Source organism: Oceanibaculum pacificum (genome assembly GCF_001618175.1).
Taxonomy (GTDB): Bacteria; Pseudomonadota; Alphaproteobacteria; order Oceanibaculales; family Oceanibaculaceae; genus Oceanibaculum; species Oceanibaculum pacificum.
The window spans coordinates 90,465-103,340 of sequence record NZ_LPXN01000001.1; the positions used below are offsets into that span (position 1 = coordinate 90,465).

Sequence of the window (12,876 nt, forward strand, 5' to 3'; positions counted from 1 at the left end):
TACCGCCCGGCAAGAGCGGGCCCCTGGGCGGGCAGAATCTGCCGATGAGTCAGAATAAATGGCCGGAGCGTCGGGCCTTGGTCGCCAGGTAGCTTTCATTATGCCGGTTGGTGGGAAAGCTGTGCGCCACCCGCTCGACCACTTCGATGCCGTGCTGCGCCAAGCCGGCGACCTTATCCAGATTGTTGGTCAGCAGCCGCACCCGCGTCGCGCCTAGCTGGCGCAGCATCTCCGCCGCCGGGGCGAAGGCGCGTTCGTCGGCATCGAAGCCCAGATGCTCATTGGCATCCACCGTATCCAGCCCCAGATCCTGCAGCTGATAGGCGCGCAGCTTGTTCACCAGACCGATATCGCGGCCTTCCTGCGCCAGATAAAGCAGGATGCCGGTTCCCGTCGCCGCCATGGCCTGGATCGCGCCGCGCAGCTGGTCGCCGCAATCGCAGCGCAGGCTGCCCAGTAAATCGCCGGTGAAGCATTGCGAATGCAGCCGCACCAGCACCGGCTCGCCGACGGCGATTTTCTCCTCCGGCCGGCCGATCAGAATTGCGAGGTGCTCGACGCCGCCATCCTGTGGCCGAAAGGCGGCAATGCGGGTTTCCTCGATGTCGGCCAGCGGCACCCGCGCCTCGCACGCCTTCACCAGGCGGGCGGCGACAAGCTGGGGATAGGCGGCGACCTCCGTCGCGTCGACCAGCACCAGATCATTAGCCTGGGCCATGGCCCGCAGCGGATCGAAATCAGTATGGCCAACCAGCGCTACCAATGCCGCCGGGATCAGCCGCGCCTGCTTGATCAGCGCCAGCGCGGTGGCGGCGACACTTTCCTCCGGCTCCGGCAGGATCGCCACGGTACTGGCCAGTGCCGGCGTCGGGCCGGCGGTGGGGTCGGCCAGGCGGCGGATGAAATCCGGATCGGCCGCCGCCGGCAGCGCAACGCTTTCCACGCCGCCTGGATGGCTGCCGGGCTTCAGCGCCGCCGCGCGCCGGGCGGTGACGGCGAGTGTCGGGCGGGAGCCGGCCAGCCGGCCCAGAGTAGCCAGGCTGTCCTCGGTGACCATTTCCGCCGCCATCACCAAGGCGGCCGCCTCGCGCGAGCGGCTGCGGATCAGCACCTGGCCGCCGCGCCGCAGCTCCGACAGGGCGCGTTCCACGCTCTTCAGCGCGCCGGGGCGGATGGCGGGGGCGTTGCTGCTGTTGATTTTCGCGGGCATTGATGGCCTACAGGGAAAGCGGAAGACGCCTACAATCTAGGGAGCCTGCGGCCTCGTGAAAAGCCGAAGCGGCGCAGGGCAGGGGAAACAACAGGCATGACGATGCTATATCGCGGCTATGACAGGGCGGCGCTGGACGCGCAATACGATAATCGCGCCCGCGTGCCGGAGCATCCGCGCGATTTGGAGCGCTGGGCGGCGCGCAGCGCCGAAGTCCGCGCCGCCTTCTCCTGCGATGTCGATCTGGCCTATGGCGAGGATGCGCGACAGCGGCTGGATTTCTTTCCCGCCCCGCAGCGCGATGCGCCTGTGCTGCTCTATATCCATGGCGGTTATTGGCAGGCGCTGGATAAAAGCTACGCCAGCCATGTCGCCCCGCCCTTCATCGCCGCCGGCATCGCCGTGGCGGTGATGAGCTATCGCCTGGCGCCGGCGCACCGGTTGACCGATATCGTTGCCGATGCGCGCCAGGCGGCATTGTGGCTGACGCTGCAAGGGCGCGATCTGGGCATCGATTCAGCGCGGTTGCATGCCGCGGGACATTCGGCGGGCGGGCATCTGGCGGCCTGCCTGTTGTCGGACGGTCTGGTGAAAGGCGCCTGCGGGATCAGCGGCTTGTATGATTTGGAGCCGATCCGCCTGTGCTATCTGAATGGCGGGCTGCGGCTGGACGTGGCCGAGGCGCAAGCCTTAAGCCCGATCCATACGCCGCCATCCGAGACGCGGTCGATGCTGCTGGCCGTGGGCGCGCGGGAAAGCCCGGAATTTCACCGCCAGCAGGCTGATTACGTCGCCGCCCTGCGCGCCGCGCGCCGGCCGGTTATTGCGATGACGCTGGAAGGGCGGCACCATTTCGACATCGTCGATTCCTTCTGCGATCCGCAAAGCCCGCTATTCGAGGGCATGCTGCGGCAGATTCTGGCCCCGATCTTCTGATCCGACTACACTGCGGCGCTGCCGAACGCGGGAGAACCCATGACAAGCGGTAAAAAGATCCTTCTGGTCGAAGACGAGGACATGCTGCGCAACGCGCTTGCGGAGCAGCTCCAGCTTCACGAGGAGTTCACCACCATTGAGGCCGCGACCGGCGCGGCGGCGCTGGAAGCCGCCAAGGCCGATACGTTCGACCTGGTCCTGCTGGATGTCGGCCTGCCCGATATCGACGGGCGCGAGGTTTGTCGCCTGATGCGGCGCGGCGGCCTGAAATGCCCGGTCATCATGCTGACCGGCGCGATTTCCGACGCCGACACCATTCTGGGCCTCGATTCAGGGGCGAACGACTATGTGACCAAGCCGTTCCGCTTGAATGTGCTGCTGGCCCGCATCCGCGCGCAATTGCGACAACATCAGCAGAGCGACGATGCCGTCTTCGTCATTGGTCCCTACAGCTTCAAGCCCAGCCTGAAGCTGCTGGTCGATGCCACCGGCACCAAGAAAATCCGGCTGACGGAGAAGGAAACGGCGATCCTGAAATATCTCTATCGCACCGGCGACAAGACGGTGGCGCGTGAGGTGCTGCTGAACGAGGTCTGGGGCTATAATGCCGGGGTGACCACCCACACGCTGGAAACCCATGTCTACCGTTTGCGCCAGAAGATCGAGCGTGACCCCTCCAACGCCACCATCCTGGTGACCGAACCCGGCGGCTATCGGCTGGCCCTCTAGAAGCCACGGGACAGGCGCTCGCGCTGTCGTCACGCGCTGTTGAGCGGCGGGGAGCGCAAGCGCGGCTTATGCTCCGGTACCGATTGTCTCTGGGGTGTTCCGTATGGTTTCGCTGTCGCCGCTGATCCGGCTGTTCCGCCCGTCGCCTCGCATATTGCTGCCGGCGCGCATGACGGCTGCGATCGAGGCACAGCAGGCGGAAAGCGAGATATTGATCGGCTGGGTGCAGCTCGCCGTCGTGCTTACTTTCGCCATCCTCTATTCGCTGGCGCCGAAAACCTTCCATGCGGACATCATGCTGCAGCCCGTCCCCTGGGCGCTTGGAATCTATGCCGGCTTCACCCTGTTCCGCCTGCTGCTGGCGCACCGCCGCCGGCTGCCGGGCTGGTTTCTCTATCTCTCCATCGTCGCCGACATGGCGCTGTTGTTGGTGACGATCTGGAGCTTCCATATCCAATATCAGCAGCCGCCCTCCTTCTATCTGAAGGCGCCGACGGTGCTTTACGTGTTTATTTTCATCGCCTTGCGGGCGTTGCGCTTCGAGGCGCGCTTCGTGCTGGCGGCTGGCGCCGCGGCGGCGCTGGGATGGCTGGCGCTGGTCTATTACGCGGTGTTCTCGACCATGGAGAACCCGATGATCACGCGGAACTACGTCACCTACCTCACCTCCAACGCCATTCTGCTGGGGGCCGAGTTCGACAAGATCATTTCCATCCTGCTGGTCACGGCGGTGATTGCCGCAGCCATTCTGCGTGCCCGCGCCCTGCTGGAGCGCGCGGTGATCGACGGCGCGGCGGCGCGTGACCTGTCGCGTTTCTTCGCGCCCGAGGTGGCGGCGCGGATTACCGCCGCCGAGCATCGCATCCGTGCCGGCGAGGGCGAGATGCAGAACGCGGCGATCCTCACCGTCGATATTCGCGGTTTCACGAAATTGTCGATGGAAGCGCCGCCGCGCGAGGTGATGGCGCTGCTGTCGGAGTATCAGTCACGGGTCGTGCCGGCAATCCAGCGCCAGGGCGGCAGCATCGACAAATTCCTGGGCGACGGCGTGATGGCCACTTTCGGCGCGGCACTACCGACGGAAACCTACGCTGCCGATGCGCTGCGCGCCGTGGATGCCGTGACGGCGGCGGTGACGCTGTGGAATGGCGAGCGGATCGCGGCGGGACTCGCTCCCTTGCGCATCGGCGCCGCGGTCAGCACCGGGCCGGTCTTGTTCGGCGCGGTCGGCGACGATACGCGGCTGGAATATACGGTCATTGGAGAAGCTGTGAATCTGGCCGCCAAGCTGGAGAATCACACCAAGCGCGAAGGGGTGACGGCCTTGGCGCCGGCGGCGGCCTACGATCTGGCGCTGATGCAGGGCTACCGCGCCCCGGCCACCGCGCGACGCTTGCCCGCCCGTCACGTGGACGGGGTGGAGGGGCCGCTCGATCTGGTGGCGATCGCCTAGGAACTGGCTGGGGCGCCAGGATTCGAACCTGGGATCACGAGACCAAAACCCGTTGCCTTACCGCTTGGCCACGCCCCAACGCGGGCCGCACCATAAGCGCTAAATCGGGGCTGCGCAAGATCGCAACAAACGCCTTGAAACCCGCCATTTCAACCGCCGCTTAACAGCTATGGCGCGATCTGTTACTTGTTGGTAGTGCCGGCATGGCGCGGGCGGCGGATGAGTGGGATGGCCCAGGACAAACCCCAGCATAAAACCAAGGATAAACCCCAGGATAAGCGCAGTGTCCCCTGGAGCATCAAGGGGGTTTCGAGCGAAGCCCGGGAGGCCGCGCGCGCCGCCGTCGACGCTTCCGGCAGGACCATGGGCGAATGGCTGAGCGAGGCGATCCGTGCGGCGGCGGAAAAACAGGCGGCCCCGGCACTGCCGGAGGCGCCGGCCCGGATCGAGCCGTCACCGGTGGAACTGGCGGAATGGCAGGCGCTGGTCGAGCGTATCGAGGCGGCGGAACGGCGGAATGCGCTGATGGTGGCCCCGCTGCATGAAATCCTGACGACCATAGCGCGGCGGCTGGAATCGCTGGAATCCCGGATCGACAAGCGGACCGAGAGCCCGGTGGAAACACCCGAAGATCAGCGGTAGCGCCGGTAGCGGCGCACGGAGCGGGGGAGCGGCATGGCACAGATATCACCCTGGAGCGTCAAGGGCGTTCCCTATGAGGATCGGGAGACCGCAAAGGCGCTGGCCCGGCAGGCCGGCCTGCCGCTGGGGAGCTGGCTCAGTCAATTGATCCGTGAAGCGAATGGCGCGCCGGTTGTGCAGGAAACGCCCCCGGAAGTTTCTTCAGACAGTCCCGTTTCGGAGCCGCTTGAAGCCGATGCCTTCACCTATCCCGTTGCCGACAGCTTGTCGTCGGATGTGGCGGAACGCCGCTTCGCCGCCTTGCAAACGCAAATCGATGCCTTGACGAGCCTGCTGCGCGATAGACCGCCCGCCGCCATGGCGGAATCGATCGGCGAGACTGGCGCGCCGCTGGAGCGCGCGGTGATGCGGCTGTCGGAGAGAGTCCAGCAACTGGAGCAGGAAGTGTTCAACGAGGCGCCAGGCCAGGCCGGAATGATCGGCCGGCTGCTCGGCCGCCGCTGACGGCACTACGATGCTTAACGCCGCCGTCGCACGGTAGTATGATTGCCCGAGAGGGAACTACCGCTGGCTCGACGGCGGTGCGAAGAGAAGGGAAGCCGGTGCGGTGAGCAAAGCCACGCCCTGGAGCGTCAAAGGGGTCGACGAGGAAACCCGGGCCCTTGCCCGGGATGCCGCGCAAGCATCCGGCCTGACGATCGGCGCCTGGATCGACCTGGCGATTCTGCGCCATGCTGGCCTTTTGCCTGTGGAAGAGAATCGCGCGCCTGAACTGGTTGATTCCTCTGATCAGGCCGCCGCGCTGGAAGCGCAGGCGGAAGCGCTGTCGCAGACCGCCGATGCCGCGGAACGGCGGCTCAACGCCAGTCTGAAGCCCGCCGCGCTGGATGTCGCCCAGGCCGCGCAACGCATGGTGGCGCTGGAATCCTCCTTCCGTGCCGGGGCGCCCTTTAAGCCGAAGCCCGCCATACTGGACGAGGCCGAGAGCGAAAGCAGCGAAACGCCGCCGGAAGACGGTACCGAGCCCGACTTCTCCCCGCCCATGCCGGAAGAGTCAGTGACGATCGAAGCGACGGCGGTGCCGCTCGAAGATGCGGAGAGGCTGGTCCGCGACGAAACGACCCCGGCAGAGGCGCGGCGGGTGTCGGGCAAGATGATCGTCGGAACCGGCGTCCTGGCGCTTGGCATCGCCGCCGGGGTCGCCCTGATGAGCCAGGCCGACCGGATCGGTCTCGGCCCGGCCTTGCAGCGCCTGGAGCGAATGGTGGAGGGCTGGGTCGAGGATGTCGGCTCCAGCCTGCAACGCGAGGCGCGACCGGTCGAGCGAGCCGAGACACCGCCACCGTCACAATCGGCCCTTCCGGTCGAGCCGCCCCCGGCCATCGATCCGGCAACCCCGCAGGCCGTGGCCGCCGCCGCGCCCGAGCAGAGCGAGACATTTCCGGAGCCGCCGCCGCCAACCCCAGCGCAGGCGCTTCCAGCCGCGCCGCGCACTTTGCCGCCGCTGCGCGCCACCGAGGCCGCGCCGGAGCGACCGCCCGAAAGTGCCGCCGAACCGAAAGCGCCGGAGAAAGTGGCGGCCTTGACAGCGGCGGCCCCAGAGCCATCCGCGGCGGAGCAGCCGCCAGCCCCGCCACCGGCCCTGTCGCGGACCCGGCTGAATGATCGTTCGGTGCCGCGTGAGCCGGCGGCCTTTGCCCGTTGGGTGGAGGATCGCGCGAAGCAGGGCGAACGCATGGCGCAGCACGATCTGGCCGTGCTCTTCGCCCAGGGCGAGGGCCGGCCGCAGGATATGGAGAAGGCTGCCTACTGGTTCCGCGAGGCGGCGGTGCAGGGAGTGGCGAACGCTCAGTATAATCTGGGCGTCCTGTACGAAACCGGCCGTGGCGTGCAGCAGGACGATGTGCGCGCGCTGCTCTGGTATCACAGCGCGGCCGAACAAGGCCATGCCAAGGCGCAGCATAATCTGGGCAGCTTCTATGCCGCCGGCCGCGGTATCCCGGTCAGCTATGGCGAAGCGCGTAAATGGTTGCGCCGGTCTGGCGATCAGGGCTTTGCCCCGGCCTTGCGCGACCTTGCCCGCATTGAGGAGCGGGGCCTGGGCGCGCCGCCGGATATCGAGAAAGCCCGCGCGCTTTACGCCCAGGCCATGGTGCTGGGCGATGAGGAGGCAGCCAAGCGCTTGACGGCACTACCACCGGTTCCGGCCGGGGCCATGACAGTGGCGGCCGGCGCTGGCGGCGATTCCCTGGTGCTATCGCCTGAAGCCGAGCGCGAAACCATCCGGGCGGTACAACGTTTTCTGGCGGCCGGGGCCGCCGATGTCGCGGCCGATGGGTTGATGGGAGAAAAGACCCGCGAGGCGATCCGGGATTATGAGCGCAAGGCCGGCCTGCCGATTACCGGTCAGGTCGGGCCGCGCCTGCTGAACCATATGATCTTGCGCTCGGTCCGCAGCGCCGGGGTGGATCGCGGCACTACCGTCCGGTGAGCCGGGTGGCCACGGCCCACCAGCCCGGCCGCTCGCGGCCGATGGTATGCGCCGCCTCGGTTGCCGCATCCTCGGTTTGCATCAGCGCGAAACAGGTTGGACCGCTCCCCGACATCCTAGCCAGCAGGCAGCCGGGCTGCCTCTGCAACAAGTCAAGAACATCGGAAATAGCTGGTAGCAGCGCGATGGCGGCCGACGCCAGATCGTTACGCTGAGCCGCCAGGAAGGAAACCAGCGCAGTCGGATCGGTCGGTATTGCCTCAGGCGCGGGCGCGCCGAACGGCCCCTGCCGTGCCTTGAAGACCGCCGGCGTTGAGAGCGGCTGGCCGGGATTGACCAGGACCAGCGGTAGTGCCGGCAGCGCCACCGGCTCCAGCGTCTCGCCGACGCCGCTCAGCCGCGCGGACCGGCCCAGCAGGCAGACCGGCACATCGGCCCCTAGCTGTAGCGCCAAGGCGGCCAGCACATCCTCGGGCAGGGCAATTTTCCAGAGATTCATCAGCGCGTGTAGAGCCGCCGCCGCATCGGCCGAACCGCCGCCAATACCGGAGGCGACCGGCAATGTCTTGGTCAGACGCAGGGCGGCCTGGGCGGGCCGGCCGGCGGCCTCGGCCAGCAGCCGGGCGGCGCGCAGCACCAGATTGTCCGGTTCCGCCGACAGCGCGGCGGCAAAGGGGCCGTCAATCTTCAGGGAAAGCTGGTCGGACGGCGCGGCTTCGATATGGTCGCCCTGACCGGCGAAGGCGACCAAGCTGTCGAGCAAATGATAACCATCCGCCCGCCGGCCGGTCACATGCAGGAATAAATTCAGTTTGGCCGGCGCCGGCCGGCCGATGGCAGCGGTCATGACGGCGATCAGTTGCGCGAGGCCAGCCCATCCGCCAGCTTGCTGCGGACCTTGGCCTCCAGCTCCTTATCCTCCGGCTTCAGGCTGATCACCCGTTGCCATTGGAAGCGGGCCTCCGTGCGGCGTCCGACCTGCCAATAGGCGTCGCCCAAATGGTCGTTGATCGTCGGATCATGCGGCATCAGTTCGATGGCGCGTTCCAATTGGCGCACCGCGTCGTCGTAGCGCTGCTGCTGATAGAGCACCCAGCCCAGGCTGTCGATGATGTAGCCGTCCGACGGGCGCTGCGCCACGGCGCGCTCGATCATCTCATGCGCCTGGTCCAGCTTGATGCCTTGCTCGGTCCAGGAATAGGCCAGGTAATTCAGCACCAAGGGCTGCTCGGGCTGCAACTCCAGCGCACGCAGGAAGTCGCGCTCGGCTGCCTCCCACTGCTTCGCCCGCTCATGCGCGATGCCGCGCACATAATAGAGCGACCAGTTGCGCTGCACCGGTTCCGTCAGCCGCGCTACGGCGCGGTCATAGGCCGTAATGGCCGCCGGGTAATCCTCGGCCGCGCGCTTCAGGTCGCCGATGCGCACCAGCGGCTCGATCCGGGTCTTGTCGCGGGCCGCCAGATCTTCGAATTTGGCGGCGGCTTCCTCGCTTCGGTCCAGGCCGTTCAGGCTTTCGGCGATGGCCATGTCGACCTCCCACCGATAGGAGGAATCCTTCGGCACGCCGTCAAACACCTCAATGGCGCGCTCGAAGCGCTTCTGGTCCTGCAGCAGCTCGCCGACCAGGATGCGGCTGATCGGCTCCTCCGGGCGGATATGCAGCGCCAGCCGGGCATAGATCAGCGACACTTCCACCGCGCGGTCGCGGCGCAGGCCGGTGGCAATGTCGTACAACGCCTCGGCCAGGCCTTCGACCGGATTCCGCGCCAGCCGCTGCGGCTTCGGTTCCTTGCCGAGGCCGTCCAGCCGGCGCTGGATGCGATCATCCTCGCCCATCCGGGCCAGGTAATCGGTATAGAGGTTTCGCGCCTGCTCGATCTTGCCGTTGCGCTCGTAGAAGCTGCCCAGGGCCTGCACAAGACGCAGCGGCGGCGCGGAAACGGTGGCCAGTGTGCGTTCGAAGGCGACCTCGGCCGCCTGCGGCTCGCCGACCAGATCCATGATCAGGCCGGTGTGGAAATCCTTCAGCAAGGTCAGGCCGGGATCGCCGGCCAGTGCGTTCAGCGCCTCTGTGGCGGCCGTTATGTCGCCCTTTCCGGCCTGCAGCCAACCCAGGATCAGCGGCCGCACCAGGCGTCCCAGGCCGCGTGTTTCAAGCGGCTCGACATAGGCGATGGCGCGCTCGTAATCCTTGGCGCGCGCCGATTCCAGCGCCAGCAACAGCCCGGCGACCGGATCGTCCGGCGCGAGCCGCGCAACCCGGTCGGCCAGCGAACTCAGCGAGGCGATGCGGCCCTCCGCAACCTGCAGGATCAACACCCGGCGCAACAGCGCCGGATTGTCCGGGTCGGCGGCCAGTGCCTGGCTCATATAGTCGGCGGCGGCGGTGTAATCGCCCAGCCGGTAGGCGTGCTGTCCGGCAAGATAGCTGCCGACGGATGCGCCGCTCATCCGCGCCGCTTCGGCGGGCGAGGCGGTGGTGCAGGCCGGCAAGGCCGCGCCCAGGCCGATCAGGCCGGCGACAGCCAGGGAGGCGAAACGGAAACTCATGCCGGCAATCTCCTTCGGGCTGCGCCCCTGGGGCCTACATATTGGGGTAGTTCGGGCCGCCGCCGCCCTCGGGGACGACCCAGTTGATGTTCTGCGTCGGATCCTTGATATCGCAAGTCTTGCAGTGCACGCAGTTCTGCGCGTTGATCTGCAGACGCGGATTGGAGCCGTCGTCCTCGCGCACGATCTCGTACACACCGGCCGGGCAATAGCGCTGCTCCGGCGCGTCGTACAACGCCAAATTGACCTCGATCGGCACGCTCTCGTTGCGCAGGGTCAGATGGGCGGGCTGGTTCTCCTCGTGATTCGTGTTCGAGATGAACACCGAGGACAGCTTGTCGAAGGTGATCTTGCCGTCGGGTTTCGGATAGGCGATCGGCGTGCACTCGGCTGCCTTTTTGAGCTGCGTATGGTCGGCATGATGGTGGAAAGTCCACGGCGCCTTGCCTCGAAACAGGTAGGTGTCGATGGCCGAATAGGCAAGGCCGGCCCATAGCCCGTAATGGAAGGACGGGCGGATGTTACGCACGCCCCGCAATTCCTCCCACACCCAGCTCGCCCGCACCTTTTCGGGATAGGCGGCCAGCTCGATGCCGTTGCCCGCATCTTCCTGGGTCAGCGCGTCGAACGCGGCCTCGGCGGCCAGCATACCGGATTTCATCGCGGTGTGCGTGCCCTTGATCTTCGGCACGTTCAGGAAGCCCGCCGCGTCGCCGATCAGCGCGCCGCCCGGGAAAGTCAGCTTCGGGATCGACTGCAGGCCGCCTTCGTTCAGCGCCCGCGCGCCGTAGGAAATGCGACGCGCGCCCTCGAAGAAGGGCTTTACCTCCGGATGCAGCTTGAAGCGCTGGAATTCGTCGAACGGGCTGAGATAGGGATTCTGATAGTCCAGCCCGATGACGAAGCCGACCGCCATCAGGTTGCCTTCCAGGTGATACAGGAAGGAACCGCCATAGGTGCTCGTATCCATCGGCCAGCCCACCGAATGCCAGATCAGGCCGGGACGATGCTTGGCCGGGTCGACTTCCCACAGCTCCTTGATGCCGATTCCGTAGGTTTGCGGATCCACGCCCTTGCGCAGGTCGTATTTCTGGAACAGGCCTTTCGACAGCGATCCCCGGCACCCCTCGGCGAACAGGGTGATCTTGGCGTGCAGTTCGACGCCCGGCGTGTAATTGGCGGTCTTCTCGCCATCCTTGCCAATTCCCATGTCGCCGGTGGCGACGCCATAGACCGCGCCCTTCTCGTCATAGAGAATTTCGGCGACGGCGAAGCCGGCATAAATCTCGACGCCGGCCGCCTCGGCCTGCTCGCCCAGCCAGCGGCAGACATTGCCGAGGCTGACGATGTAATTGCCGTGATTGTTCATCTGCGGCGGAGTCGGCAGGCGGAAACCCTTGGTCTCGGTCAGGAACATGAAACGGTCTTCGGCCGCCGGGGTATTGAGCGGCGCGCCCTTTTCCCGCCAATCGGGGATCAGTTCGTTCAGAGCGCGCGGCTCCAGCACCGCGCCGGACAGGATATGCGCGCCGACCTCCGAGCCTTTCTCGACGACGCAGACGCTGAGCTCCTTGCCCTGCTCCGCACAAAGCTGCTTCAGCCGGATCGCCGCGCTCAGCCCCGAGGGGCCGGCGCCGACGATCACGACATCATATTCCATACTTTCGCGTTCCATCGCGGTCCCGTCCTGCTGCGCAAATCGTTCGTGGCTGTTCGAGGGAAGCCTATGTTTCCTGACTCGATGATGCTTGTATAGGTTCCTAACACCTGTCGCCCGATAAGCACAACGCCACCTTGGCCGAAGCCGTTCCCGGACATGCCCAGATGTCGACCCCACCTTTGATGCAGCCCCAGAGCCAGATAGCGGACCCGGCGGCCCTGCTGCGCTGGTATGTCGAATCCGGCATCGACGAGGCGATCGAGGATCAGCCCATCGACCGTTACCGGCTGGCCGCCGAGGCCCGGGAGCGGGCAATGACGGGTAAATCCAGCCCGGCCCGGCCCGCGGCGGCGGCGACGCGGCCCCCGCCGGCCGCCGCCCTTGGCGCAGGGCTGGACGACGGCATGGCGACGGCACGGCGGTTGGCCGAGGGCGCCGACAGCCTGGAGGCGCTGCGCGCGGCGCTTGCCGGGTTCGAGGGCTGCGCGCTGAAGCAGACCGCGATGAACATGGTGTTCGCCGACGGCAACCCCGCCGCGCCGGTCATGTTCATCGGCGAGGCGCCGGGGCGTGACGAGGACCGTCAGGGCCTGCCCTTCGTCGGCCGGTCCGGCAAGCTGCTGGACCGCATGCTGTCCGCCATCGGTCATGACCGCCATGCCGAGGACGCAACCAAGGCGGCCTATATCGCCAATATCCTGCCCTGGCGGCCGCCGGGCGACCGCACGCCGACCGCCGGCGAGGTCGCCGCCTGCCTGCCCTTCATCGAACGGCATATCGCCCTGGCGCGGCCGAAGCTGATCGTTCTGCTGGGCGGCACGGCGGCGAAGACGCTGCTGGGGCGCAGTGAGGGCATCATGCGGCTGCGGGGCCGCTGGCATGAAATTCCGGTCGCGGGGCTCGACTCGCCCGTGCCGGCGCTGCCCACTTTTCACCCGGCCTATCTGTTGCGTTCGCCGCATGAGAAGCGGGCCGCCTGGCGCGATCTTTTGGAGCTAAAGTCAAAATTAGGAAAATCTATATAAGGCGTTGACTTACTGAGGTAACGCGATTCAACGGGTTTAAACCGTGAAATTAAGCGTCCCTACAGTTGATCGATCTGCTTGCCTTCCCTTGCATCTTCTGTTTTACCTAGCGGACTATGCAATTGCCTATATTGACAAAAATTGCAGCAAAAACAGGGGCTTCGGCACTAGCGGTCT

At 66.4% G+C, this 12,876-nt stretch carries 11 protein-coding genes and 1 tRNA gene; 7 read left to right on the forward strand and 5 right to left on the reverse strand.

Annotation, left to right across the window (positions count from 1 at the left end; translation table 11 throughout):
* Window positions 1-49: 49 nt before the first annotated feature.
* A complete protein-coding gene (gene ribA, locus AUP43_RS00460; RefSeq protein ID WP_067551066.1) occupies window positions 50-1,210 on the reverse strand; it encodes a GTP cyclohydrolase II in 1,161 nt (386 codons plus the stop codon).
* Between the two features lie 96 nt (window positions 1,211-1,306).
* Between ribA and AUP43_RS00465 the strand changes: the two genes are divergently transcribed.
* The 3 genes from AUP43_RS00465 (at window position 1,307) to AUP43_RS00475 (ending at window position 4,328) form a co-directional block, all read left to right on the forward strand.
* Window positions 1,307-2,146, forward strand: coding sequence for an alpha/beta hydrolase (locus AUP43_RS00465; protein WP_067551069.1), 840 nt, complete (start codon window positions 1,307-1,309; stop codon window positions 2,144-2,146).
* 39 nt (window positions 2,147-2,185) lie between these two features.
* On the forward strand, window positions 2,186-2,875 hold the full coding sequence (locus AUP43_RS00470; protein WP_067551072.1) for a response regulator transcription factor: 690 nt from the start codon (window positions 2,186-2,188) through the stop codon (window positions 2,873-2,875).
* A gap of 103 nt (window positions 2,876-2,978) precedes the next feature.
* Window positions 2,979-4,328: an adenylate/guanylate cyclase domain-containing protein gene (locus AUP43_RS00475; RefSeq protein ID WP_067551075.1), complete on the forward strand. Its 1,350-nt coding sequence runs from the start codon at window positions 2,979-2,981 to the stop codon at window positions 4,326-4,328.
* A 4-nt stretch (window positions 4,329-4,332) separates the two neighbouring features.
* Here AUP43_RS00475 and AUP43_RS00480 read toward each other — a convergent pair.
* Window positions 4,333-4,406, reverse strand: a tRNA-Gln gene (locus AUP43_RS00480).
* Window positions 4,407-4,556: 150 nt separating this feature from the next.
* On the opposite strand from AUP43_RS00480, the gene AUP43_RS00485 reads away from it, so the two are divergent.
* The 3 genes from AUP43_RS00485 to AUP43_RS00495 all read left to right on the forward strand — a co-directional run bounded on the left by AUP43_RS00485 (window position 4,557) and on the right by AUP43_RS00495 (window position 7,461).
* Window positions 4,557-4,970, forward strand: a complete 414-nt coding sequence (locus AUP43_RS00485; RefSeq protein ID WP_067551078.1) for a hypothetical protein — start codon at window positions 4,557-4,559, stop codon at window positions 4,968-4,970.
* Window positions 4,971-5,003: 33 nt separating this feature from the next.
* Window positions 5,004-5,474: a hypothetical protein gene (locus AUP43_RS00490; protein WP_067551081.1), complete on the forward strand. Its 471-nt coding sequence runs from the start codon at window positions 5,004-5,006 to the stop codon at window positions 5,472-5,474.
* 103 nt (window positions 5,475-5,577) lie between these two features.
* Window positions 5,578-7,461, forward strand: coding sequence for an SEL1-like repeat protein (locus tag AUP43_RS00495; protein WP_067551084.1), 1,884 nt, complete (start codon window positions 5,578-5,580; stop codon window positions 7,459-7,461).
* Here the strand turns inward: AUP43_RS00495 and AUP43_RS00500 are convergent.
* The 3 genes from AUP43_RS00500 to AUP43_RS00510 are packed head-to-tail and all read right to left on the reverse strand — an operon-like array spanning window position 7,448 to window position 11,689.
* Window positions 7,448-8,320 carry a 4-(cytidine 5'-diphospho)-2-C-methyl-D-erythritol kinase gene (locus tag AUP43_RS00500; protein ID WP_407668449.1) on the reverse strand — a complete coding sequence of 291 codons (873 nt, stop codon included), beginning with the start codon at window positions 8,318-8,320 and terminating at the stop codon, window positions 7,448-7,450. The genes AUP43_RS00495 and AUP43_RS00500 overlap by 14 nt on opposite strands.
* Window positions 8,317-10,014, reverse strand: coding sequence for a tetratricopeptide repeat protein (locus AUP43_RS00505; RefSeq protein ID WP_067551091.1), 1,698 nt, complete (start codon window positions 10,012-10,014; stop codon window positions 8,317-8,319). The genes AUP43_RS00500 and AUP43_RS00505 overlap by 4 nt, the downstream gene beginning before the upstream one ends.
* Window positions 10,015-10,048: 34 nt before the next feature.
* Window positions 10,049-11,689, reverse strand: a complete 1,641-nt coding sequence (locus AUP43_RS00510; RefSeq protein ID WP_067551094.1) for an electron transfer flavoprotein-ubiquinone oxidoreductase — start codon at window positions 11,687-11,689, stop codon at window positions 10,049-10,051.
* A gap of 149 nt (window positions 11,690-11,838) precedes the next feature.
* Here AUP43_RS00510 and AUP43_RS00515 point away from each other — a divergent pair, with 149 nt between their 5' ends.
* On the forward strand, window positions 11,839-12,699 hold the full coding sequence (locus tag AUP43_RS00515; RefSeq protein WP_157089162.1) for a uracil-DNA glycosylase: 861 nt from the start codon (window positions 11,839-11,841) through the stop codon (window positions 12,697-12,699).
* The last annotated feature ends 177 nt before the right edge of the window (window positions 12,700-12,876 follow it).

What these genes read in the sequence shown, in the direction of transcription:
- AUP43_RS00505 (WP_067551091.1), bottom strand. Translation starts at nt 10,014, where the DNA reads ATGAGTTTCCGTTTCGCCTCCCTGGCTGTCGCCGGCCTGATCGGCCTG.
- AUP43_RS00485 (WP_067551078.1), top strand. Translation starts at nt 4,557, where the DNA reads ATGGCCCAGGACAAACCCCAGCATAAAACCAAGGATAAACCCCAGGAT.
- AUP43_RS00470 (WP_067551072.1), top strand. Translation starts at nt 2,186, where the DNA reads ATGACAAGCGGTAAAAAGATCCTTCTGGTCGAAGACGAGGACATGCTG.
- AUP43_RS00515 (WP_157089162.1), top strand. Translation starts at nt 11,839, where the DNA reads ATGTCGACCCCACCTTTGATGCAGCCCCAGAGCCAGATAGCGGACCCG.
- AUP43_RS00475 (WP_067551075.1), top strand. Translation starts at nt 2,979, where the DNA reads ATGGTTTCGCTGTCGCCGCTGATCCGGCTGTTCCGCCCGTCGCCTCGC.
- AUP43_RS00490 (WP_067551081.1), top strand. Translation starts at nt 5,004, where the DNA reads ATGGCACAGATATCACCCTGGAGCGTCAAGGGCGTTCCCTATGAGGAT.
- ribA (WP_067551066.1), bottom strand. Translation starts at nt 1,210, where the DNA reads ATGCCCGCGAAAATCAACAGCAGCAACGCCCCCGCCATCCGCCCCGGC.
- AUP43_RS00510 (WP_067551094.1), bottom strand. Translation starts at nt 11,689, where the DNA reads ATGGAACGCGAAAGTATGGAATATGATGTCGTGATCGTCGGCGCCGGC.
- AUP43_RS00465 (WP_067551069.1), top strand. Translation starts at nt 1,307, where the DNA reads ATGACGATGCTATATCGCGGCTATGACAGGGCGGCGCTGGACGCGCAA.